Source organism: Fervidicola ferrireducens (genome assembly GCF_001562425.1).
GTDB classification, from domain to species: Bacteria; Bacillota; Thermosediminibacteria; order Thermosediminibacterales; family Thermosediminibacteraceae; genus Fervidicola; species Fervidicola ferrireducens.
On the sequence record NZ_LOED01000019.1, the window covers coordinates 21,070 to 43,490 of the forward strand.

Consider the following 22,421-nt stretch of genomic DNA (forward strand, 5'->3'; position numbering starts at 1 on the left):
ATAAGATGGCAACTACTCTTCTACTAATCCCAATCTTTCAAAAACTTCGGTCAGCTTGTTGTATTCCACGCTAGATATACCCGTACTCAGAGCTTGTTTTTTGATTTCTTCGTCCTCTACCCTCTTTTTAGATTTTTTCAGCACCTCTTCGCACTCTTCTCTTTTTATTACCACAATACCATCATCGTCGCCCAAAATAAGGTCTCCCGGCTCTACAATAACTCCTCCTAAAACTATCGGATAATTTATCAACCCCAGTGAATTTTTAGAAGTCCCTCTTATGGAAAAGCCCCTGCAGAATACGGGAAATCCCATTTCGATTATTTCGCTAGAATCTCGAATGCATCCGTCTATTACAAGTCCTCCTATTTTCCTCGCCATCGCTGAGACGGTCATGAGACCTCCCCAATAGCCGTATTCGTAAGCACCGTTAGTAACAGCTACAATAACATCACCTTCGGTCGCGATTTCCAGAGCTTTGTGCAGCATAAGATTGTCGCCTGGCATGCACTGGACCGTTAACGCAGGACCGCATACCTTCATTCCCTTGCTTATAGGCTTTATCAGATATGAAACCGCCCCTTTTTTGCCCGAAGCTTCGTGAGCCGTTGCCGAGGAAATATCTTTAAAGGCCTCTATTATTTCACGTTCGGGCTTTTTCACATTTTTTATCACATGAACCAATTTGACAACCCCCTAAAATAAGATTGCAAAGAGAATTATCCGCCAAATGGAACTATATAAAAATGGACTTCATCCTCATCTTTTATTAAATCGTCATCATTTAGCGTTTTGCCGCCTTTTATAAAGACTATATGTTCTTGTAGATTCTCAGGTATATTGAGAAATCTTACTACATTGCTCAACTTTTCTTCCCCAGCAATATGAAGCTCTTTTGAATAGATCTCCAGCATTCCGTGCCCTATGAATTTAGTCATGATTTTGTCCTCCAAGCTAGGGTATATCACTGATATATCACATCGGAGAAAAAATTTATTTAATTCTCATATAACCTGCCTTTATGCGTTCTTTTGAATTTTCTATATGCTTACTTAAAACTTCCAACGCTTTCCCCAAATCTTTCCTTTCAATACAATCCAGCAACTCCATATGTTCAACTATTGCCGCATCACTTATGCCCTCGGCTATATTTTTAGAACATATAAAATACTGTTCCCTCAAATTCTTGTATAACCCTGACAAATACTTATTATTGTATAAGTCTATAAATACCTCGTGAAATTTCTGGTCCGCTTTCACGAAATCGTGGACTCGCTTCTCCTCAAAGCTCCTTCTTTGCTTTTCCAGGCACTCCTTCATCTGCTTTATATGACTCTCATCAATTTGATCAAACACTTTTTGTAAAATGAATATTTCTATACATTCTCTTGCTTCATAAATCTGAAGTATTTCATCTAATCCTATTGCATTAGCAAAAAAACCAACTTTAGGAACAAGCTCCAAAAAACCTTCCTTATGAAGCCTTAAAAAAGCCTCTCTTACAGGGGTGTAACTCATATTAATTTCTTCGGCAACCTTTCGAATGCTAAGATAGCTGCCTTTTTTCATATGAAGAAGCTTTTCCTTTATTATGTGATATGCTTTATCACTTAATGTTTCGATCCTAACTTCTTCTCTAGCGTCATTTGTCCTATTTGCCAATGTATATTTTCCTCCCGACTATTATTAAAAACCCACCTTTTTTTATTACGATGTTTTACTGATATATCATCGTTTTTTATTTTAACTCCCCATTCTTAAAATGTCAATAAGTTTAATTTTTGATACTATTTTTTTATATTGATATTTTTTTAACAAAAAGAAAAGCCCTTTTTAAGGGCTCAGTCAAGCTAAAATATGCCAAGATACTGGTCAAGTTCCCACTGATGGACCTGCATCCTGTAAGTGTCCCACTCTATGAGCTTGGCCTTCACGAAATGCTCGTAGACGTGAGGGCCGAGCGTCTGTTTTATGACCTCATCTTTGGAAAGGTACTCCAATGCCTCTTTCAGGCTACCCGGCAGACTTTCAATGCCTGCCGCCAACCTTTCAGCCGGCGTCATCTCGTAAATGTTGTCGAAGGTCTGGGGGCCCGGGTCTATTTTGTTTTCTATGCCGTCAAGCCCTGCAGCAAGAATTACGGCCAATGCAAGATAGGGATTTGCCGAGGGATCGGGACTTCTTAATTCTATCCTGCTGCCGTTTCCGCGCGAAGAAGGAACCCTTATCAGGGCGCTTCTGTTTTTCGTAGACCACGAAATGTATACAGGCGCCTCATATCCCGGGACCAACCTTTTGTACGAATTTACTGTGGGGTTGGTAATAGCCGTGAAGCCCTTTACATGGTGCAATATGCCGCCAATGAAATATTTGGCTACCTGAGAAAGTCCCGTTTCCTCGTCGTTTTCATCGTAAAATGCATTTACCCCGTCTTTGAAGAGCGACATGTGAAGGTGCATTCCGGAGCCGTTTTCACCGAAGATGGGCTTGGGCATGAAGGTGGCATAAAGTCCGTGCTCCATGGCTATGGCTTTTGTCACAAATTTAAAGGTCACTATGTTGTCGGCGGCTCTGAGGGCGGGAGCGTACTTAAAGTCGATTTCATGCTGTCCCGGCGCCACTTCGTGGTGAGAAGCTTCCACTTCAAAACCCATTTCCTCCAGGGCCAGTACTATATCGCGCCTGGCGTTTTCCCCCAGGTCTACCGGCGAAAGGTCGAAATAGCTACCCTTATCGTTGGTAACTGTAGTGGGTCGTCCGTTTTCATCCAGCTGGAACAGGAAAAACTCCGGTTCTGGACCCACGTAAAACTCGTATCCCATATTCCTGGCCCTTTCGCAAACTTTCTTCAATATAGTCCTGGGACAACCTATAAAAGGCTGGCCGTCGGGCATGTAAACGTCGCACATGAGCCTTGCCTCGGCGCCTTTTCTGGGTTTCCACGGCAGGATGGTAAAGGTGTCGTAATCGGGCATCAGGTACATATCCGACTCTTGAATTCTCGTGAAGCCTTCGATCGACGAACCGTCAAACATGATTTTTCCGTCCAGAGCTTCTTCCAGTTGGTCCACCGTTATGGTGACATTTTTAATTATTCCGAGGATATCGGTGAATTGAAGGCGGATGAACTTAACATCGAGTTCTTCGGCCTTTCTCATGATATCCTCTTTCGTGAACCTGGCCATAAAAAGCCCCTCCTCCGTATTTACTTCTAGCGGGATGATATCATAAATGTAAAGTTACGTCAAATTTATGTAAGGTTTTTTTAATTTCTCCGCAAATATTTAACATTGCATGTTTTTCCCATTATTGACTATACTATTGTTTTTTGTTAGAATAGTATTAAAATAGGGGAGGGATGATACGATGGCATCTGAAGGCAAGGGCCTTTATCCCATAGGTGATGTCGAAAAGAAAACCGGTCTATCTGCGCGGCAAATCAGATATTACGAAAGCATGGGGCTTATAAGTCCGGCTCGTACGAGCGGGGGCCAGAGGCGTTACACGGATGGAGACATTCTAAGACTTATCAGGATAAAACAGATGAAGGACAGCGGTTTTGACCTCAAATCCATAAAGGAGAAGATTCAGATATTCGAGCGGAACCTGCAGGAACTTTCCGTGGACGATATTTCGTCCGAACGCGCCGTACTCTCTTCCCTGTTTCCGGTTTCCAACCGAGCGGTTTTGATGAAATTGCTCGAAAAAAAATAAAATCCTTGCTGCCCTAGCAAGGATTTTCCGTGCTGCGGTACAATTTGTGCCCCTCCAGATACGGATGGAGATTTTTCCTTGCCTTTTCCACGTGCTTTATCATGGCCCTTTCCGCCGCTTCAGGGTCCTTTGCGGCCAAGGCGTTGTATATCTCTTTGTGCTCTTCCAATGAAACCGGCGCCCTTCCGCCGCTTTTGATGGAAACCAACCGGGCCCTCTGAATGAAATGGTGGAAATTGGTGAGCACAGATTCTAAGGGCCTGCTCTTGCATGCCCTGAATATGATATCGTGGAATCGGGTATCCAGTTCCGATACCTTGTCTATTTCCCCTTTTTTCGTGTAGAATTCCATAAGGTCTACCACATCTTTAAGTTCTTTGAGCTGTTCGGGGGTTATCTTCTCCGCAGCCCACCTAGCAGCAAGGCCTTCGATCATTTTTCTTATCGTATAAATATCTTCCACATCCTGTTCCGTGACGCCCTCAACTATTACCCCCTTATTCGGGATACTGGAAACCAATCCCTCTAACTCCAGCTGCCTTATGGCTTCCCTCACCGGAGTGCGGCTCACGCCTAGTTCCCTTGCTATCTTCATCTCTATAAGACTTTCGCCGGGCTTGTATACACCGTTCAGTATAGCGTTCTTCAGATGCTGATATATTTTGTATCTAAGGGAAGACCCGGACTCCTGGGGTGGAGTTAGCATAACCTGCCCTCCTTGTTATTTTCACAGCTTTCACTACTATTTTACTACATGTTTTGCAATTTTGAAAGCCGGGATTTTGATGATATAATATTTACACAAAACTCCCGGCATCATGATCGTATTTTTAAGTACTAAGTACAAAGGAGGATTGGCATGAAATCCTTTATATTTGCCTTTCTCACAGCTTTGTGCTGGGGAGCGGCACCCATACTCGGCAAGATGGGTCTCACAAAGTTGCCGCCTTTTCTTGCGTTGTCGCTCCGTTCTTTCACGATAAGCATCATATTGCTCGCCGCAGGCCTGCTTTCGGGCAGTTTTAAAAACTTCCAAGTAGATGCAAGGTCTTTTATATTTATCGCAGCAGAAGGCATTATGGCTTCACTACTAGGACAGCTGACCTATTATTACGCCCTGAAGTACAGCGAAGCCTCAAAGGTTGTCCCTGTAAGTTCTTCTTTTCCATTGTTTACGCTGATTCTCGCCTTCCTTTTCCTGCACGAGAACATAACGCTTAAGAAAATTTTCGGCACTTTGCTTGTAATTCTTGGAATCATCCTGATAAGGCACTAGGCTTCTTCCTTCATCCTAGCGGCCACTATCTCCCCAAAATAAAGGACATGGTAGTCATCGTTGCCGTAAAATAATCTCTTAGTTTGTTCGTGTAATTGTTCGGGATGCATAGGTGACTTATAAATGATTTTGCATTCCAGATAAAGGTCGCATCCATCAATGACAGGCGTCTCTACCTTTTCAGCAGGCAAAAGGGAAAGACCGCATTCCTCGAATTTGTCTACGTCCCTTCCCGATTTGGTGCCGCAAAAGCTCAAGGCCTCCTTCAGTTGGCCTTTCAAAGGGAGGCTCACGGTAAAACTTGCGGCATTTTCCATGAGTTCAAAGGTGTACCTGGATTGCCTCACCATCGCCATGAACACATACTTTTGCCACATGTAGCCCAGCGTACCCCAGGCAATCGTCATGGTATTCACCCTGTCGCCGCTTTTTACGGTCAGAAAAGCACCTTTTTTCAGCTGCTCCACCAACTTCCCCGCCACATCTTCGATACTTACGTTTTTATACATGGATAGGCCCCCTTTTATCTTTATCTTTTGTGTTCTCTTCTCCTTAATTAAATTTTTTGTCAAATGGGAAATCCTTAGATGACTTTTATTCAGTGCTGTTTCAGATAGTTAATTATCTCTCTCATAAAGGCCGGCAGATCTTGCGGCCGTCTTGAAGTTATCATATTCCCGTCTACCACCACTTCTCGGTCCACATATACGGCTCCGGCGTTAACGATATCATCGATTATAGCCTCAACACAAGTCATCGTATAGCCTTTCACAACACCGGCTGAGATTAGGACCCACGGCCCGTGGCAAATAGTAGCCAGAAGCTTTTTTTGCTCGGCAAACTGCCTGACCAGTTTTTTTACCGCTTCATACCTTCTCAACTTATCCGGCGCCCATCCTCCGGGGACGACTACACCGTCGTAATCATCTGCCGAAACTTCTCCGATGTTTTTATCAACCTTAACCGGGACTCCATGCTTGCCCCTGTACGTATCGCTGCTTCCGGTACCCACTATCGTTACCTCGCAACCTTCCTCCTTTAACCGCAGGACTGGATACCAAAGTTCCAAATCTTCGAAGGCTTCCTCCGCAAGGACCATTATTTTTTTACCTTTTAAATCCATATTGGCTCACTCCTTTTTATCGTTTTTCCTTACTAAAAACTCGGGCTACCGAAGGGGGATGAATTTGCTTTTATTTGTTTTTAAATAAAAGCACCTCCGGCAGCCCGATTTCTGCAATCCTCTCATTTTTATTTTTGTAGAAAAATTATAACATATAATGGTAAAATTTTCAATGGACCATCTTAAGCTTTTATGCCCACCTTAACATCATAAAGGGCCGCACAGCCTCCCATTTCACTAACTCGTGAAAGTATAAGGAAGTTAGGACAAGCGCCGCTTTCCACATTCCATCCCGATTCTAAGCTAACGGTATCCTTCCTCATCATCGGGTCAAAATAAACTCTGGCTTTTATACTCCCCGTATCATTGTAGATTTCCACTTCCTGCCCCTCTTTCAATCCGAGCCTTACTCCTTCTTCAGAATTAATATACACTTTTGGAATGGGATTTAACTTCTTTATATATTCCGTTTTTTGGAACTGAGAGTGTATGCGGTGGCGGGAATGAGGGGTTATTAGATGGTACGGATAGGGGTCTTTTTCACTTTCCGGGGCGACGTAAACTGCCGTTGGCGATTGACCTTCTGAGAGGGCTCTTTGAGAGTAAAACTCGAACCTGCCGGAAGGAGTGCGGAATTTTTTGTCCTGCCAGGCGACATCCGGTATAGAGGGAGTTTTGATGTGTCCTTCTTCCCTCAGGCGTTCAAGATTTACGCCGAATTTTTTAAAAGCTTCTGCCGCAAATTTCAAAAATTCTTCCGGACTTTTCCAGGGGAACCCTTCTAACTTTAGTCTTTTTGCAAGCTCTATGAAAATTTCTTCGTCAGACCTTGCTTCACCTACAGGTTCGATGACCTTAGGACAGTAGTAAATCCACGGGCTCCAAGAACTCACCTTTATGTTTTCCTCTTCGAAAAAGGTGGTACAGGGTAAAATAACATCGGCTTCTTTTGCCGTGTCGGTCATGAAAAGGTCCACCACAACAACAGTTTCTATTTTTTTCAAGGCATTTATAACATTTGCGCTGTCCGGTGCATTGACCACCGGATTTGCGTTGGTAATAAAGGCCATTTTTATCGGCGGGTCTGCCTTCAATATATCCTCACCCAGGCTCCAAACGTTAAAGGTCCTGCCCGCCGAGGAGATGCCCTTTACATGGCTTCCTACTTCCCAGAAGATGTCGCTGCAGTACGACACTCCAGCTCCTGGTTTTCCAATATTTCCCGTCAGGGCTGCAAGGGCATCTATAGCCCTTACGGCGTTGCCGCCGCCTCGGTATCTTTGAAGTCCAAAGCCGAGGAGAGTGGTAACGGGGTTATTTTCAGCATAAAACCGCGCAAGCCTTGCTATATCTTCAACATTGACTCCGGTTATTTGTGAAACTTTTTCTAGAGGATAATCTTTAAGCACTTCTTTGAACCGGTCAAAGCCAAAAGTGTAGCTTTCTATGAAATTTCGGTCCAACATTTCCCTTTCCAGCAGGTATCTGCAAGCCCCTAAGGCAAGAGCAGCATCGGTGCCGGGCTTTGGCCTTACCACCAGGTCGGCCATATCCTCAAGGCCAGTGGAGAGGGGATTTACCACGGCAATTCTGCCTCTCCTTTTTTTACATTCGGCGATAAAGGACATGGCGTGGATATTGGTGGATTTCACATTTCTTCCCCAGAGCACACAGCCTCTGGCGTTGGGCAGGTCCTCGATGCTGTTTTGCGAAAGGCCGCCGAAGTCGTAAATTTGCGCGGCCAGGCCTGCACTGAAGCAAAGGTCGCCTTTTACGGCGGTGATGCCGCCTAATGCATTGAAGAACCTGGTGTCTATGTGTTTGGTCAGCGCTTCCGAGCCGCTATAGTGGTAATGGAGAATGGCTAATGGACCGTATTTTTCGATAACCTCCACCATCCTTTTTGCTACAAAGTCCAGAGCCTCATCCCACGTAACCCTTAAAAATCGCCCGCCTTTTTTCATCATTGGATAGCGGAGACGGTCGGGATGGTATACCAGTTCCACATAAGAATTCCCCTTGGGGCAAAGGTACCCCCGGGTGACAGGGTGTTCTGGGTCTCCCATTACCTTCACGAGCCTTCCCTTTTCATCGACGCAGGCCAGCATGGAGCAGCAGTCCAGGCAATCCCGCGGGCATGCCGTCCGGTAAACTTTCATCCTTCATTCCCCCTTTATTTATGATACGGCTCTCCGCGGATTATTTTGAACCACCGGTAAATTTGCTCCAGGAGTACCAGGCGCATTAGCTGGTGGGGCAAGGTAAAGTCGGAAAAGGAAAGCCTCATGTCGCAGGCTTTTTTAACTTCATCGGAAAGGCCGAGCGACCCGCCTATTACGAAGGTTATATCTGAAATGCCGCGAAGGGCGAGGTCCTTAACTTTCTCGGCCATCCCTTCTGACGAAAATCTCTCTCCTTCAATGCAAAGAGCAATTTTAAAGCCTTGCCGGGGGATTTTACCCAAAATTCGCTCCCCTTCCCTTTTCAGCACCTTCTCCCTTTCCGCCGGTACTAGAGTTTCTGGTGCTCTTTCTTCATCGATTTCTATTATCCGCAAGGTGCAGTAAGCTTTTAGCCTTTTTTCATATTCCTTTATGCCTTCTCTCAAGTAACTTTCTTTAATTTTCCCCACAGCTATTATTGTGATGTTCATACCCTTACCCTTCTTTATTTTTAGCCCTAAAATAAATCTACAAAACACTATACCACAAAAATTGCCGAAAAAAAACATCTCCGCTTTGACGGAGATGTTCAGGAATCAAACCGCTATAACGGAATCGTCGGCATCAATGAATTTTAATAAGGTTTATATTAGTCTTTTTTCTCTTCTTCAGGAACTTCTTTTTCGGTCACCGGTATCAGTTCGTATTCCTTGTTTCCCATACCCAGCTCGAATGCAGCATCGATGTGAAGCTGGGCGTCTTTCCCTGTTACCGCTTTCAATATATTGTCGCCTTTTTTTACGTTTTTATCTGCCGCTTTCGACCCCGGAAGGGGGTCCGCACCATTTATCAAGTCCAGCGACGCCTGGTCTATCGCCACTATGTCGTGGGACACCAGTACGCCCTGGTCCTGTACCAGGGGAGTGTCCGCCATTGGCATGCAGTCGCATTCGGGCTGCACCTCGGTTATGAAGTTTATGTAAAGGATTCTTCCCTTTTCGAAAGTGGAAACGACCGCATACGCCGACTCGGCAAGGCCTTTCTGGAAAGTCACTTCGTCGATGGGCACCACCATTGCCTCTGCGGGGCAGACCCGCGCGCACCTTCCGCACTTCACGCAGATACTCTTGTCTATAACTATGCTGTCATCGACGAGCTGTAAAGCCTTGTGCGGGCATACGCGGACGCACTGACCGCAGCGGGTACACCGGACTTCAACCCATTCAAGGTGCTTTCCTTCGTAAAAGTGTATCCTACCCCTTTCCGCCTTGCCTTGGTGGTCTTTGCAGCTTATGCATCCCATGGCGAGGTTTTTGATAGCTCCCCCGAAGCCGGAGCCTATATGGCCCTTGCAGTGGGATACGACTATCATGGCCGGGGCATAATAAATGGCCGACGCTACTCCTATCTCTCCCAGGATGGGACCTGCTTTGACCTTTATCTGGTCCCGCCCAAAAATCCCATCAGCCAAAACCACGGGTGCTCCCACCGAGAGATGGTTGATGCCTTCCATGTTGGCAACTTCCAGGTATTCCAGCCCCGGTATCCTCACCGTATCGGTGACGAAGGGCATGCCTCCAACTTCTTTAACCCTCTCCACCACTTTTCTCAAAAAAATGGGCCTTACGATGCGGTGGGCGCCGTAAGAACCGAAATGGGTCTTTATCGCCACGTAATCGCCTTTTTCTATAAAAGAGCCGAAATCCACTATCTTTAAAATCTGCTCAAATTTGGCAACCAAGCTGTATTTGTAGTCGTAGCTTTTTACCCTTGCATCAGCGAAAAATATTTTGCTTTTCACGAGCTTCCTCCTCCTTATCGATTATTGCCCGTTGTAGGGAGTAGTTCGATAAGATCGAGTTTTTCCAGGATTTTGGCATATTTTAACAGGAATTCCAGTGATTCCTCGCCCGTCTCCCAGTAGATTTTCCGAGCTATTTCGTATAAAGTTGATTTTCCGTCGGCATAGTAGAAAAGGTATTCGGTGTTTTTTCTCTCGTTTTTCTTAAAAAGTTCGAAGTATTCTTTCCGCGTCTCCTCATCCATCTGCTCCAGGTACTGGACAAGTTCCACCGGCCCCGGAAAGACCCGCCGGGGCACCAGGGCCTGGGCTTCTTTCACCAATTTTATATATTCGTCCGACGCCCTTCTTTTATTATCTCCGCAACCCGCCCAGCCGTATACTTCTCGGGCCTTTGACAGGCGGCCGCACAGCACCCTCGATATTTCGTCCAGGGCTTTTTCCGCTTCGCCGATGGCCTCCCTCAGGCGGGGCGTGTCCACAAAGCACGTTACGGAGCTAAATGCGGCCTTTTTCATCTCCGTCAAAAACTTAAGCCTGGCCTTCGTATCATCATAGCACAAGTTTCTTTCAGCCGAACGGAGTACACCTTGGTAGCAGTCTACAAGTTCTTTTTTAGCTTCACACAATGCCATATCTAAAATCCAAAGCGCTTCCTTTTCACCCATGGTCGCGAGGAAATACACGTATGTGGCAGCGATGACTGCGGCCCTTTTTAACATAGTTTTATCCACTTTGTCGGGCGTGTCATAGTCCGTGTGATAGAATTTGTCGGGCCACTGATTTATCATTGGCGTGGGGATTCCCACGGAAGGGTCGGATAGTATGTAATGGTCGCTGCCTCCCGAATATGGAAAAACACCCCATCTCAAGCCAGGGAAGCCCTTCTGCTCACCCGTCATGCCGGCGTCGTTTGCGCAAAATGCAGTGATTTCTTTTAAAAGTGTACCAACAAAGGAGCAAGCCGCAAGTGGCGGATATTCTACCTTCATCGTGCTTCCGCACAACATCTGATTTTCTCCCACCATATCGAGGTTTATCCCGGCCAAAGCTCTGGCCTTTTCGGGTTCCGATGCAAGATAAGCGAAGGTTCCACCCATCTCCGGCACGAGAAGGAGTCTTATCCCCAGGCGGGGAGTGGGGAGCTTGCCGCGTTTTATCAATTCGTTTAAAACCGCCACTGCCTCCATGGCCGCCGCTGCACCCGAAGCGTTGTCGTTGGCGGAAGGTTTTGGATGGCAGATATGGGCGACTATGAGTACTTCTTCCCGTACATGCCCCGGTATTAAGGCGGTTACAACCGGGACCCGTGGATTTTCAAAGCGGGATTCCACCTTGGCTTTCACCTTCACCGGGCCGCGGGCAAGCATTCCCCTTATCATTTCTCCCTGCCTGGGCGTCAGCACAAATCCGAATAATTTTTCACACGCGTAAGCCGGGAAGGCCGTATACTGCCTGGCATCGGGCAGGTCCCACCTGGTCCTCACGGGCCAGTATTCGTTGAGGTCATCGGCAACGATACCGATAGCGCCGTACTTTACCGCAAAATAGGATGCTATGCCGACCTTGCCGCGAACCAGCACCATCTTTCCCCGTAAATCTTTCGACGCAAAACTTTCCTCGCTCTCCGGGTCTTCAATTTCAATGAGCTCCGTTTCTATTCCCATTTCCGGGGTAGGGCAGCTCCTCTGGATTACAGAAAAGGCGCTTTCTTCAAAATCCGAAAGTTTTACATATTCCTTTTTGCTCTCGTCCCACATCCATAGCTTTGCCTCTCGACACTCCCAACCCGGCGAGGGCCGGTAGCCGAAAAATCCCCCGCCATTTTCCGGTGTGTATATTTTTACTTCGGCCTCCAGGCTTCTATCCTTCAGCACCCCGGCGCAATACATGGCTGCTTCTTCTATCCCCGGACCGAGCTGCAGCCTGTGAAAGCGGACTATTCCGTTCAAAATGTCGAAACACCTTTCACCCGAGGCTTCCTGCGCTATAGTCCTATAAATATCGAAAAACAACTTTATCCCCCTTTTCAGATCATCTACAAAATATTATTTCCCGGGAAATAATTCGCCGTCATCCGACAGGAAAAGCACGCTTGAAGAGGCCTCCGGCACCACATAGGCCCTGAACTCATGACCTAGAATTTCCCTTACTTTTCCCAAGGCTTGCCCCGCATCTTCCGCCGGTATCATCCCCAGCTCCAAAACATCTTTTGAGTCGAAATTCGACACCAGTATCACCCGGTGTTTTTCGCATATCAGAGTGAGCATGTAGCCCACGGCCTTTGCAATGGTGAATTCCCTCCAGAGCTCCTCTTCCCTCTCCCTGCGGGCCCTGAACTCATGGATTATCCTGTAAAAATCACCGTGGCCCACTCCCTCCGGACATTCGGCAAAAAGCACCACCGCTCCGCCTTCTTTAAGCACTCCGATGCTGTTTTCCACGGCCTTGGTGGCCTGATAAAGGTCGATGTCCTTGGGGAATCCGCCGCAGGAAAGAAAAAGGACATCGGCTTTTTCCTTGACTTTCAAGCTAAAAAACTTTTCCACAACCCGGCAGCCTTCTTCGAAGGCTTTCCTGTAATCCCCTGCTACAACCTTCGCAATCTTCCCTTCGTCGTTCAAAATCACATTCACCATAAAGGAGGGATTCACCATGGCGGCTATTTCATCCATGTCCTCCGCCATGGGATTGTCCTTTAACTTTCCGCATCCTACCGTTTCTTTCAACCCTCCACCTTCTTCCGGAGGATTCAACATCAGCTTGTGGTTGTGCTGAATGGTATCAAACCCCGAAACACCAGGGCAAATAGCCTTTCTTCCCCCGCCAAATCCGGCCATCGAATGATACACAATACCGCCGGTTATTATCACCTTGTCGGCCTCGGCCACTAAGCGGTTTATCCATACCGGCGTACCCCTGGAAGTGGTCCCGATATACACGAGGTCGTCCTTATTCTTGCTGTCGTGATCTACTATGCGGACGCGCTTCGTTACTTCGGGACCAAAAAGATATTCCAGCTCCTGAAAGGTATGCCCGCGATGCGTCCCCGTCGCTACCACGATGGTTATATCCTCGTACGGTACGTGCGCCTCCCTTAACTCATCGATAATCGCCGGGATTACCACCTGATTTCGAACGTTCCTCGTTATGTCGCTGGCTATAATGACCACCCTGTCGCCCTCTTTTACGATTTCGGAAAGGGGCGGCGAACCGATGGGGGCTTTCAGGGCTTTTATTACGGCCTGTCTTTCATCGGAGACTGCCGGGATGTTTCCTGCCTTCAGAACCGCCAATAAGTTATTTTTTGAAATTTCCAGATTTATCACTTTGCGCCCGTATTTTAATTCAACGGCTGTCACTTCCATTATTAATCCTGCTCCTTTTTAGCGTTGTTTTATTATATTTTACTTTTTATTCTGGATTCTGACAATGCATATAATTATCTTTCTAATTCGCCGGTATAGGCATTAACATAATAAACTTCTCCGTTATTTAATTCTACCTTCCAGACGGGTGCTGCCAACCACCGCTCTGCATTGTAAAATTGCGAGTAAAATCCCTGTTCAACCTTTTTTACCACCATTGGCGCCCCGCTCTTTCTTTCGGCGTCCACCTTCAAAACCGCCGTCAACGGGGGTATTACCTGTCGCCTTTTTCCTTTAAATGCGATGGGTTTTAAAAAGTTTCTCTGAAAATTCACAACGCCGTGAGGGGTTACCGAAAGTCTTATGTAGCTGTTGGCCACGAAGAACCCCTTGTAATTCCCCATGTACTCTACGATATATCCGCCAATTTCAGGGTCGTACTTAACGTAATTTAAGCTGGCATATTCGGGCAGGCCTCCGTGCTCTTTTATAAATCTTTCGGCTATTTCAACGGCTTTTTTTTCGTCCAGCTCGCCGAAAGTTTCCGTTTTTTCGCCGTCTTCGAAGATAATGGAGCCGCTTTCCGTCAAAATTAGTTGTTGTCGGCCAGAAATATATTTTTCCCCGCCCTGTATTTCCTCGACTTCTGCTATCCCTCCGGGGAAGAACATTTTTATGAGTTCTTCCCGTTTGAATGATTCTCTGCCTACTTCTAGAAAAGACACGGGAACCCCCCTGGGAGGCAGTTGAGTCTCCAACTTTATTCCTCTGCTTTCGAGATGGATTTTTATCGCCTGTTGCTGGTCTTCTTCCAACTTAAAACCCTGTCCCGGCATGGTTTTTATATAAAGATTTGCTATAAGCACAATGTTGAGCACAAAAAAAGATACGGCAAGAATCCATATGGCCTTTCTCCAATCCATCTTTCTCCCTCTTTGGTTAAAAATTGATGGCCATGCCGTTTTTGGCGTTTATAAAAATTCTGCCGGACCGGGTTTCTACGGTCCAAACCGGAATCAGCGCATCTTCAAAAATGAGATAAGAGAGTTCCAGCGATGTTATCTCTTTCAAATTGAAAGTGGCGATTGCCGCATCCAGAGCCTGTATGGGAGATATGGGCTGAATTTCATAAAGCACCTTGTTTTCTTTTACAATGTTTCTGAAATACCTGGATACCTGATTTTCTTCCACGGTAACCGTAAGGTATTCGCTTTGACTTAAAAGCGGCAATCCTTTGATTCTTATGCCGAAATTAAAGGTATATGCGGTCCTTTGATTTTGAGCCACCTTGTAGCCTGAAAGGTATACGTCCTGGGGCCATCCGCCGTGGGTATTGATAAAATTAGCAGCTATTTTCAAGGCTTCGTAAAAATCCGAGCCCGTTTTGAGTCCTCCGGTGAGTGGCCTGCTGTACTCAAGGGCACCGGTGGGGTATATGCGAAGCCCCCGGTTTCCATCGGTATAAACCACCGCGCCGTCTTTTTCTTCGATTTTACGCGTCGCAGAAAAATCGGGGAAAAATTGGGCTATGGTGCTTTGGGGCGGCATTTTTTCGTGTTTAAGAGAAAGCACGGGCAGGTCATTTTGTTCTGTCGACACAGGCACGTAGATGCCTTCCTCGAATTTGACGTTTATCTTGGCAGGCGGGAGGTACGTATATACTGGCGGATTTTCCAGTCTTACCCGCTCCAAAAGCTCTTTCAGTTCAAAGCTGCTTTCTCTGTTTTTTAAGCCGTAAAATTCGCCGCTACTTCCCTTAAAAAACACGGAAAGGCCATCATCCTCAATTATCATCATCGAATTTACCAATCTTTCCTGAGGGATGGCCTGCTGAGTTATGTTCATATTGAAAACCTTTGTTAAAAATTCAACGGGTAAAGGCACGGGGAAAAAGAGTTCCATCCCCACTTTTTGCCGTAAGTTTTCATCGTCCAACTTCGCGTTTTTAACCTCGACAAGCTCCTTTCCGTGGAGTACCTTTCTTGCAAAATCCCAGCTTTCCCTGTAAAAAGGTGCATTCGGATAAAGAACGCTGTGCATATCCTGTCCGAAATGCAACACAACTCTATCGGGGGTAATCACATCGGCTAGGTCTACAACGCTCAAGGCGGAATTTTCGGCCTGAATATCACCGTATTCGCCGTAAAGGCGCCACCACGTTATGCCGGAGAGAAAAAGGCTGGTGCCGACCAGCAGAGCGAGCAACAAACCGAGAAAGAAATCCCTATTTTTCACGGCTGCACCGCCTTTTATTGCAATATGAGAAGTTTTAATGCCTGGATTATGGAGCTCAAGCTTTTCAAATTCATATCCTTGTCAAGCCTGTATACGTTTCGCGATACGATTTCTTCTTCGCCCGAGGGGAACACTGCCTTTACAGTTATGACGTTTTTCCCGAGCCTGATATCGGCCTGGGTTACGAAAAGTCCCGAAGCTCCTACCTTGATGGTCTCCTTCTTTTCTCCGTTCACAAAAACGGCGACCGAAGTATCGGCAACGGTCTCGCCCGAAACGACCACGTAGCTTTGAGTTGTCACATAGTCTTCCTTGGGGCGGTTTAGCACGAATGCTTCCTTGGCATCAGCTATGATGAAAAGCAAAAAAACTATAAAAAGGGACAATGCTGTTATCCCGATGAGCCTTTTCATGATACTTTGCTCCTCTTTTAAATAAAATACCTCTCTTTACAGTTTAACCCAAAATTATTACAGGAGTATTACATTGAAATTACGTTTGATTTACACAAGTGCCGGAAGTTTGATTATTACCTCCGTACCTTTACCCTGTTCGCTAAAAATGTTTATCTCGCCATCGTGCGCCAGCACTATTTCGCGGGCTATCGAAAGTCCGAGCCCCGTTCCGCCCAGTTCGCGGCTCCTAGTCTTATCAACCCGGTAAAAACGCTCGAAAATCCTCGGCAGGTCTTCCTTCGGAATTCCTATCCCCGTGTCTTTAACCGAGATGCAAACTTGATTGCCAATATTTTTGGCTTTTACGAAAATCCCGCCTCCCTCGGGGGTATACTTTATGGCGTTGGAAAACACATTTTGAAACACCTGCTCCATTTTGTCCCTGTCGGCGAACACTTCGAGTTTTTCCTCTATCTCGCATTCCACCGAAAGCCTTTTTTTCCTCGCACTCATCATCATTTTGGATATTACCTCACGAAGAAGCAAGTCAATTCTAACCGGCCTTTTATTCCATTTAATTTCTTTATTGTCCAACCTGGAAAGCTCCAAAAGGTCGTTGACGAGCCTTGTCATTCTATCCGCTTCATCGTTTATAACACTTATAAACTGGCGGGCTACCGAAGAATCGTCCATGGCCCCGTCAAGCAGAGTTTCCGCATAGCTCTTTATTGTCGTAAGGGGAGTTCTAAGTTCATGGGAAACGTTGGCGACGAATTCCTTCCTCATTTCTTCGAGCCGCTGCTGCTTGGTTACATCCTGCAAAAGCAGGATGTAACCCGCCTCCTTCGTTTCTCCCGCTAAAGGGGCAAAAATGGCCTTCAGCGTGCCGTCTTTTACCTTAACTAAAACTTCGAGCGGAGTTTTTTCCGCTTTTTGGAAATCCTCAGGGTGGATTTTTAAAATATCCTTTAATTTTTCCGCAAAATCTCCTTCGAGCCGTTCTCTTTCAAGGCCCAGCATGCGCATCGCTGCCGGATTAATGTGGATTACCTCGCCCCTGCCGTTCAAGGCTATGACCCCGTCCGCCATGTTTGTAAGGATGGCTTCCATTTTTTCCTTTTCCTCTGAGATTTCTTCCAGAGTGGCCTTCAAGCGACCGGCAAGGAAATTGAACATGTCAGTGAGCTTTCCTATTTCGTCGTCGGATTTCACCTCTATCTTCTGGTCGAAGTTGCCTTCCGCCAGGAGTGCGGCCCGTTTCGTAACTTCACGAATGGGCCCCGTTATGGTATTGGACAAAGCGTAACCCAGAAATCCCGTGATCAAAAGTGCAAGGAACGTCGCCGTAAGCAGGATCAACCTTATATTGTTCAGGGTCTCGTAGATATCCTCCAAAGAAGCCACCAGGTAAAGTATTCCCACCACTTCACCGTCGTTTTTTATCGGATAAGCAAGGTACTTATATCTTTTTTTGGTATTGGGGTCTTGCCTTATGTCCTCGGCTTGCTTGCCAAAGGTGGCTTGCATCACTTCCGGCGACAAAATCCTGGAGCCTCTGCTAAACCTCGTTTCGTCCGTCGAAGCCACCACCGTCGCTTTTTCGTCCATCACCGCTATATATTTTATACTGCTAGGTGCCACCTGTTTTATGTATTCTTGGATGGTGGAATCGTTAACTGACAATTTTCTTTCAGGAGGCAAATACCTTACCAGCAAAAAATCCGAGATAAGCTGGGCATTTATTATCAGGCTTTCGGTGAGCTTCCTGTCGTGATATCTTTCAAGAGACTGCATCAAGTAAAAGCCCACCACTTCCATGGCAAGAAGGATAAGGAGTATGTAAATCGTCACCAGTTTGGCCTGTATGCTCTTAAACAATTAAAATCACCCTAGTTTTTGGAAAAGTAGTAGCCTACTCCCCGCTTGGTCAATATGTACGTTGGATTCGAAGGGTCGTCCTCTATCTTTTCTCTAAGCCTTCTCACCGTTACGTCCACGGTGCGGATATCCCCATAATACTCGTAACCCCAAACTTCTTCCAGCAGTTTTTCCCTCGAAAAAACCTGTCCTGCCTGGACGGCCAGAAATTTTAAAAGTTCGAACTCCCTCAGGGTGAGCTCCAGCACCCTGCCGTTTTTCTTCACCTGGAAGCTCGACAAGTCTATCTCCAGGTCCTTTACCTTGATTACCTTTTGCTCTTCGGCGGGATTCGAAAGCGTAAGCCTGCGCAAGTTCGCCTTTATCCTGGCCATCAGCTCCCTCATGCTGAAGGGCTTTGTGACGTAATCATCGGCTCCTAGTTCTAAGCCCAGCACCTTGTCCACTTCCTCGCCCTTTGCCGTCAGCATTATTATCGGACATACGAGCTTTTCCCTTAGCTTTTTGCACACGGAAAATCCATCCTGTCTCGGCAGCATTATGTCGAGCAATACCAGGTCCGGATTTTGCGAGAAAGCAACTTCTATGGCCTCTTCTCCGTCGTAAGCGGCAAGCACTTCATATCCTTCTTTTACGAGGTTATATTTCAAAATATCGACTATGGGCTTTTCGTCGTCCACTACTAATATCTTCTGGCCCATAAAACTCACCTCTTCTTTTTCTAAATCTTAATATTCGATATATCGAAGCGTTTTCCTTCAAATATCCATCATTGAATCTTCTCCTCTTTTAATTATACAAAAAAAATCGCGCGGTGGCATAAGATGGCAAATCGTCACCGCAAAACGGCGTCGGCCCATGTTAAATTCATAATTTTATCCCTTTCCAAAATTCGGCTCAGCTTTCTGTAAAATTCCCTGTAGGCTAGATCGTCGTACTCTCTGGGCCTTGTCAGGGGATTTAAAAGGGTATGCCTTAAAGTGCCTTTTGTGAACACCAGAATCCTGTCGGAAAGCCGGATGCACTCATCTATATCATGGGTTACCAGGATTATTGTGGTTCCCGTTTTGCCCCAGAGCTGGAGGAGCAAGTCCTGCATGGCCTTTCTCCCTAAGGCGTCAAGGCTACCAAAGGGTTCGTCCAAAAGCAACACCCTGGGGTTAACCGAAAGCGCCCGGGCAAGGAAAGCCCTCTGCTTCATCCCACCCGATAATTGATAGGGGTAGTAGTCGCCCCATTCGGAAAGCCCCACCAATTCGAGATAGTATTCAGCCTTTCGCTGAAGTTCTTTAATGGCCACCCTTTTGTTTACCGTTTTCATGGCAAACACGATATTTCCCTTAAGCGAAAGCCAGGGAAATAGCTGGTCGAGGCCCTGGGATATCATGAACCTGTCGGGCCCCGGACGGGATACGCTTTTCCCGTCCAAAAGGATTTTCCCGCCATCCGGACTTTCAAATCCTGCGATGCACCTGAGCAAGGTCGTTTTCCCGCACCCCGAACGCCCTATAACCCCTAAAAACTCTCCTTCGTTAACTTCAAAACTCACTTCCTTTATCCCCGCAAAAGCTTCATTTGTGCGGCCGTATATTTTCGTCAGGTTTTCCACTCTGACAAACGGTGCCACCGTCTCATCCCCCTTCAGTCAATCACTTGCTTTAATTTTTTCACCGTCAGGTTTTCCAGTATTGAAAAGACAAAGTATTCCACAAGCAAGCCTATGGCAATTATCACGATCATCCCGGCGAAAACCCCCGGCGTTTCCATCATAAACCTTTTCTTGTAAAGGTACCAGCCAAGTCCCCCGTGACCCCCGGCAGCACCAAAGACCAGCTCCGCCGCCACCGACGCCTGCCACGCCCTGGCCCATCCTGTGCGGAGCCCTCCCAAAATGTGGGGAAGCGACGCCGGAAGCATAACGTAAACAGCAAGTTTTACTCCCGAGAGCCCCAGATTCCTTCCAACCTCCAGCTGATTTTTCGGTATGGACCGAAAACCCGTGTAAAAGTGGTTGAGAAGTGGCCAAACAGCCGAAAACACTATTACAAAAATCACTGATTTAACGCCAATGCCAAACCAAAGAATGGCCACTGGAAGGATGGCAATGCCAGGAAGCGGATGCATTACTGCCATCACGTCGGTAATTAGTCCCTGAAAGGCCCTGCTTGCCATGCATAAAATCGCAAGTATCATCGCAAGCACAAATGCCACGGCAAGGCCGAACCCGATAAGTTTTAAGGAAAACGCCGTATTTTTCAAAAGTTCGATTTTTTCCATCCACAAGGAACGGGCGACGCCCGAAACGCCGGGCAAAAGCAGCTCAGAATAGCCGCCAATAATTCTTGCACTTTCCCACAGCAAAGCCGATGTAAATATCAAGGTCAACTTGGAAAAAATTCTCTTCATTTCCTTATACCCCTACCTTATGCCCTGCATCCTTTCAAAGGTACTAGGGTTCCCCTCGCTTTTACCTACAAGGGCTAGCACGTTTTCCCATGCTATTTCAGAAAGGTCGCCGGGGACTTTGGAAATGTATCCGGCCTCTTTCATGAATTCCGAAAATCCCAGAAGGCCGTAAGGTGCCGTTGTGAAGTTTATGCCCTGAGCGGTAAGCTGACGGTACAGTTCTTCCTCGGGTATGTTGAATTCGGGGGCTAAAAGTTCGGCTGTTTCCTTTTTATGCTGGTTCACCCAATTCACAGCTTCGTTGAGCCCCATGACGAAAGCTGCATACCCCACGGGATGGTGGTCATGATAGTTTTTAGTTACCAAAAGCACGTTGAAATTAAACTCCCCTCCGTACGCCTCAAAACCGTCCAGCACCACGTGATATCCAGGCTGCTTCAATTCTTCGTTTAGGTACGGCGGTGTTGTGAAATGGGCCGTAACATCCTTCTTCGCCAGCATAGCCTGCATCCCGTCGGGATGAGGTAGGGCTACCAGGTTGTCGTCCAGGGCTGTTCCGTCCCCCAGCTGCTTTTTTAAGCCCATCGCGAGCAGTATGTGCTGGACGCTTCCCGGTGAAGGCAGTGCTATTTTATGTTCGGGTTTAAAATCCGCCAGGCTTTTTATGCCGGGGTCATATGTCACAAGTTTTATCGGGCACACGGTGTAGCCTGCGGCAATCTTGGCATCGAGGCCTTTATCCCATCCTATCAGGAAAGGTGGAATTCCCATAAAAGCCGCATCGATTTTGCCAGATGCCATAGCTTCTCTTACCGCTCCGCCCGAGCCTAAGGTGACCCATTCCACTTTCAGACCGTATTTTGAAAAGAAATCAATTTTTTCGGCCACCATAAGCGGTGCGTAGACAAGGCCAAACTGTTTGGCCACCCTTATAACCTCGCCGCGAGAATGAGACGAAATTCCCGCTGAAGCATTTGCACTGCGCGATGCCCCGCAGCCAGAAAGCGAAAGAGCTGCGATGCAGAATAAAAAGCTCACCAAAAGAAAAACGGCAACCTTTCTTCCTCTCATGACCCACTACCCCCCCAAGAAAAATATCTATACTCATATTATTTTTTCACCGCCAATTCGGTGAATTAATTGGGCTAAATGAAAATATAATTTAGTGAAGATCCCGACGGGGGTGCCCTTCTTGAAATCTTCATCCATTATTTTTTTAATCCTGGCCCTCGGATATCTCGGAAAAAACCACCTCATAATGATTTCTTCGGCGGCGCTCATGATATTAAAAATTTTGGGAATCCTGCCGCAATCTTCTTATCAGAACGTAATTCTGGACCTCGGAATAGTGCTTCTCGTCATCGGAGTTCTTCTACCTTTGTGCACCGGCGAATTTGATACAAAGCAGGTTTACAGGAGCATTTTTAACATAGAGGTGATTGTAATTTTTCTAGTCGGAATCGCCTCGGCGGTGATGGCCCGGGATGGAGTCAGGCTTTTAAAAGAAAATCCCGGAACCATGATATGCCTCCTCATGGGTTCGATAGCCGGGTCCACATTTTTTAAGGGCCTTCCCACAGGCCCTCTGGTGGCAGCCGGTATCGCGGCATTACTATTAAATCTGGTAAAGAAGTTTCAAAACATGTAGACAAAAAAAAGCTGCGTTTTCGCAGCCTTTTACATAACCGCCGCGGGAAGGCTCTACCCTTTCAAGGGTATGGATGAAAGCGGCGGCCAGTTGTGCTAAAATAGAAGCATGAGGCGAACAAATATTGTCCGGGTTTTGCCCAGCAAGCAACAAAAGCAAATACTCGAAACAATCGGGGATCGCTGTGCTGCTCTCTGGAATGCCATTCAGTACAGGTGCAGGCAGGCCTTCTTCAAGAGTGAACCCGTGCCTTCCTACGAAACCCTGTGTGCCGAGTTCAAGGAGCATCCGGCGTATCGTGCCCTGCCCGCCCACATAGGGCAGGAGGTCATCAAAAAGGCAAGGAAGGCGTGGGACTCCTTCTTTGCCTGCCTGCGGCTGTACCGGAAAGGCAAACTGGAGGAGCCGCCACGCA

At 46.7% G+C, this 22,421-nt stretch carries 23 protein-coding genes and 1 pseudogene; 4 read left to right on the forward strand and 20 right to left on the reverse strand.

Annotated elements, in window-relative coordinates:
- Positions 1-12: 12 nt before the first annotated feature.
- From AN618_RS07795 to glnA, 4 genes are all read right to left on the reverse strand, one after another.
- Complete coding sequence (locus tag AN618_RS07795) at positions 13-675, reverse strand: 4-carboxy-4-hydroxy-2-oxoadipate aldolase/oxaloacetate decarboxylase (protein ID WP_066353723.1); 663 nt, start codon at positions 673-675, stop codon at positions 13-15.
- A gap of 44 nt (positions 676-719) precedes the next feature.
- The gene (locus AN618_RS07800; RefSeq protein ID WP_066353691.1) at positions 720-938 is read right to left on the reverse strand and encodes a hypothetical protein; all 219 of its coding nucleotides are present in this window, start codon (positions 936-938) and stop codon (positions 720-722) included.
- A gap of 55 nt (positions 939-993) precedes the next feature.
- Positions 994-1,662, reverse strand: a complete 669-nt coding sequence (locus tag AN618_RS07805) for a GntR family transcriptional regulator (RefSeq protein WP_066353693.1) — start codon at positions 1,660-1,662, stop codon at positions 994-996.
- A gap of 188 nt (positions 1,663-1,850) precedes the next feature.
- Entirely contained in the window at positions 1,851-3,185 is a 1,335-nt protein-coding gene (gene glnA / locus AN618_RS07810) for a type I glutamate--ammonia ligase (RefSeq protein WP_066353694.1), read from the reverse strand.
- A gap of 181 nt (positions 3,186-3,366) precedes the next feature.
- Here glnA and AN618_RS07815 point away from each other — a divergent pair, with 181 nt between their 5' ends.
- Positions 3,367-3,714 carry a MerR family transcriptional regulator gene (locus AN618_RS07815; protein ID WP_066353695.1) on the forward strand — a complete coding sequence of 116 codons (348 nt, stop codon included), beginning with the start codon at positions 3,367-3,369 and terminating at the stop codon, positions 3,712-3,714.
- Between the two features lie 13 nt (positions 3,715-3,727).
- Here AN618_RS07815 and AN618_RS07820 read toward each other — a convergent pair whose 3' ends face one another.
- Positions 3,728-4,420 carry a GntR family transcriptional regulator gene (locus tag AN618_RS07820; RefSeq protein ID WP_066353696.1) on the reverse strand — a complete coding sequence of 231 codons (693 nt, stop codon included), beginning with the start codon at positions 4,418-4,420 and terminating at the stop codon, positions 3,728-3,730.
- 153 nt (positions 4,421-4,573) lie between these two features.
- On the opposite strand from AN618_RS07820, the gene AN618_RS07825 reads away from it, so the two are divergent.
- Complete coding sequence (locus AN618_RS07825) at positions 4,574-4,990, forward strand: EamA family transporter (protein ID WP_066353698.1); 417 nt, start codon at positions 4,574-4,576, stop codon at positions 4,988-4,990.
- On the opposite strand, the gene AN618_RS07830 is transcribed toward AN618_RS07825, so the two are convergent.
- The 15 genes from AN618_RS07830 to AN618_RS07900 form a co-directional block, all read right to left on the reverse strand.
- Positions 4,987-5,499 (reverse strand): flavin reductase family protein, encoded by a 513-nt coding sequence (locus AN618_RS07830; protein WP_066353701.1) that lies wholly within the window; start codon positions 5,497-5,499, stop codon positions 4,987-4,989. The two genes, AN618_RS07825 and AN618_RS07830, sit on opposite strands and share 4 nt — an antisense overlap.
- A gap of 89 nt (positions 5,500-5,588) precedes the next feature.
- Positions 5,589-6,113 (reverse strand): type 1 glutamine amidotransferase domain-containing protein, encoded by a 525-nt coding sequence (locus AN618_RS07835; RefSeq protein ID WP_066353702.1) that lies wholly within the window; start codon positions 6,111-6,113, stop codon positions 5,589-5,591.
- A 182-nt stretch (positions 6,114-6,295) separates the two neighbouring features.
- Positions 6,296-8,272 (reverse strand): molybdopterin-containing oxidoreductase family protein, encoded by a 1,977-nt coding sequence (locus AN618_RS07840; RefSeq protein ID WP_066353703.1) that lies wholly within the window; start codon positions 8,270-8,272, stop codon positions 6,296-6,298.
- A gap of 14 nt (positions 8,273-8,286) precedes the next feature.
- Positions 8,287-8,766 carry a 23S rRNA (pseudouridine(1915)-N(3))-methyltransferase RlmH gene (rlmH, locus tag AN618_RS07845; RefSeq protein WP_066353704.1) on the reverse strand — a complete coding sequence of 160 codons (480 nt, stop codon included), beginning with the start codon at positions 8,764-8,766 and terminating at the stop codon, positions 8,287-8,289.
- 158 nt (positions 8,767-8,924) lie between these two features.
- Positions 8,925-10,076, reverse strand: coding sequence for a DUF362 domain-containing protein (locus AN618_RS07850; protein ID WP_066353706.1), 1,152 nt, complete (start codon positions 10,074-10,076; stop codon positions 8,925-8,927).
- A gap of 14 nt (positions 10,077-10,090) precedes the next feature.
- On the reverse strand, positions 10,091-12,091 hold the full coding sequence (locus tag AN618_RS07855) for a DUF4910 domain-containing protein (RefSeq protein ID WP_066353707.1): 2,001 nt from the start codon (positions 12,089-12,091) through the stop codon (positions 10,091-10,093).
- A gap of 33 nt (positions 12,092-12,124) precedes the next feature.
- Positions 12,125-13,444, reverse strand: coding sequence for a nickel-dependent lactate racemase family protein (locus AN618_RS07860; RefSeq protein WP_066353708.1), 1,320 nt, complete (start codon positions 13,442-13,444; stop codon positions 12,125-12,127).
- Between the two features lie 74 nt (positions 13,445-13,518).
- Positions 13,519-14,367: a two-component system regulatory protein YycI gene (gene yycI / locus AN618_RS07865; protein ID WP_066353709.1), complete on the reverse strand. Its 849-nt coding sequence runs from the start codon at positions 14,365-14,367 to the stop codon at positions 13,519-13,521.
- Positions 14,368-14,383: 16 nt separating this feature from the next.
- Positions 14,384-15,679 (reverse strand): two-component system activity regulator YycH, encoded by a 1,296-nt coding sequence (gene yycH / locus AN618_RS07870; protein ID WP_066353710.1) that lies wholly within the window; start codon positions 15,677-15,679, stop codon positions 14,384-14,386.
- A 14-nt stretch (positions 15,680-15,693) separates the two neighbouring features.
- Positions 15,694-16,092, reverse strand: coding sequence for a hypothetical protein (locus AN618_RS07875; protein ID WP_066353712.1), 399 nt, complete (start codon positions 16,090-16,092; stop codon positions 15,694-15,696).
- Positions 16,093-16,182: 90 nt separating this feature from the next.
- The gene (pnpS, locus tag AN618_RS07880) at positions 16,183-17,952 is read right to left on the reverse strand and encodes a two-component system histidine kinase PnpS (protein WP_066353713.1); all 1,770 of its coding nucleotides are present in this window, start codon (positions 17,950-17,952) and stop codon (positions 16,183-16,185) included.
- An 11-nt stretch (positions 17,953-17,963) separates the two neighbouring features.
- Positions 17,964-18,653 (reverse strand): response regulator YycF, encoded by a 690-nt coding sequence (gene yycF / locus AN618_RS07885; RefSeq protein ID WP_066353714.1) that lies wholly within the window; start codon positions 18,651-18,653, stop codon positions 17,964-17,966.
- 134 nt (positions 18,654-18,787) lie between these two features.
- A complete protein-coding gene (locus AN618_RS07890) occupies positions 18,788-19,579 on the reverse strand; it encodes an ABC transporter ATP-binding protein (RefSeq protein WP_066353715.1) in 792 nt (263 codons plus the stop codon).
- Positions 19,580-19,593: 14 nt separating this feature from the next.
- Complete coding sequence (locus AN618_RS07895; RefSeq protein ID WP_066353716.1) at positions 19,594-20,358, reverse strand: ABC transporter permease; 765 nt, start codon at positions 20,356-20,358, stop codon at positions 19,594-19,596.
- A 12-nt stretch (positions 20,359-20,370) separates the two neighbouring features.
- Complete coding sequence (locus tag AN618_RS07900) at positions 20,371-21,429, reverse strand: ABC transporter substrate-binding protein (RefSeq protein ID WP_066353718.1); 1,059 nt, start codon at positions 21,427-21,429, stop codon at positions 20,371-20,373.
- A 121-nt stretch (positions 21,430-21,550) separates the two neighbouring features.
- Between AN618_RS07900 and AN618_RS07905 the strand changes: the two genes are divergently transcribed.
- A complete protein-coding gene (locus AN618_RS07905; RefSeq protein WP_066353719.1) occupies positions 21,551-22,006 on the forward strand; it encodes a DUF441 domain-containing protein in 456 nt (151 codons plus the stop codon).
- Positions 22,007-22,114: 108 nt separating this feature from the next.
- Positions 22,115-22,421: pseudogene (locus AN618_RS12705) on the forward strand (RNA-guided endonuclease TnpB family protein); the annotation flags it as partial.

Bases quoted from the DNA above. Each gene is read 5' to 3' on its own strand.
- AN618_RS07800 (WP_066353691.1), bottom strand. From the start codon at position 938: ATGACTAAATTCATAGGGCACGGAATGCTGGAGATCTATTCAAAAGAG.
- glnA (WP_066353694.1), bottom strand. From the start codon at position 3,185: ATGGCCAGGTTCACGAAAGAGGATATCATGAGAAAGGCCGAAGAACTC.
- AN618_RS07815 (WP_066353695.1), top strand. From the start codon at position 3,367: ATGGCATCTGAAGGCAAGGGCCTTTATCCCATAGGTGATGTCGAAAAG.
- AN618_RS07820 (WP_066353696.1), bottom strand. From the start codon at position 4,420: ATGCTAACTCCACCCCAGGAGTCCGGGTCTTCCCTTAGATACAAAATA.
- AN618_RS07825 (WP_066353698.1), top strand. From the start codon at position 4,574: ATGAAATCCTTTATATTTGCCTTTCTCACAGCTTTGTGCTGGGGAGCG.
- AN618_RS07830 (WP_066353701.1), bottom strand. From the start codon at position 5,499: ATGTATAAAAACGTAAGTATCGAAGATGTGGCGGGGAAGTTGGTGGAG.
- AN618_RS07835 (WP_066353702.1), bottom strand. From the start codon at position 6,113: ATGGATTTAAAAGGTAAAAAAATAATGGTCCTTGCGGAGGAAGCCTTC.
- AN618_RS07840 (WP_066353703.1), bottom strand. From the start codon at position 8,272: ATGAAAGTTTACCGGACGGCATGCCCGCGGGATTGCCTGGACTGCTGC.
- rlmH (WP_066353704.1), bottom strand. From the start codon at position 8,766: ATGAACATCACAATAATAGCTGTGGGGAAAATTAAAGAAAGTTACTTG.
- AN618_RS07860 (WP_066353708.1), bottom strand. From the start codon at position 13,444: ATGGAAGTGACAGCCGTTGAATTAAAATACGGGCGCAAAGTGATAAAT.
- yycI (WP_066353709.1), bottom strand. From the start codon at position 14,367: ATGGATTGGAGAAAGGCCATATGGATTCTTGCCGTATCTTTTTTTGTG.
- AN618_RS07875 (WP_066353712.1), bottom strand. From the start codon at position 16,092: ATGAAAAGGCTCATCGGGATAACAGCATTGTCCCTTTTTATAGTTTTT.
- yycF (WP_066353714.1), bottom strand. From the start codon at position 18,653: ATGGGCCAGAAGATATTAGTAGTGGACGACGAAAAGCCCATAGTCGAT.
- AN618_RS07895 (WP_066353716.1), bottom strand. From the start codon at position 20,358: ATGAAGAGAATTTTTTCCAAGTTGACCTTGATATTTACATCGGCTTTG.
- AN618_RS07900 (WP_066353718.1), bottom strand. From the start codon at position 21,429: ATGAGAGGAAGAAAGGTTGCCGTTTTTCTTTTGGTGAGCTTTTTATTC.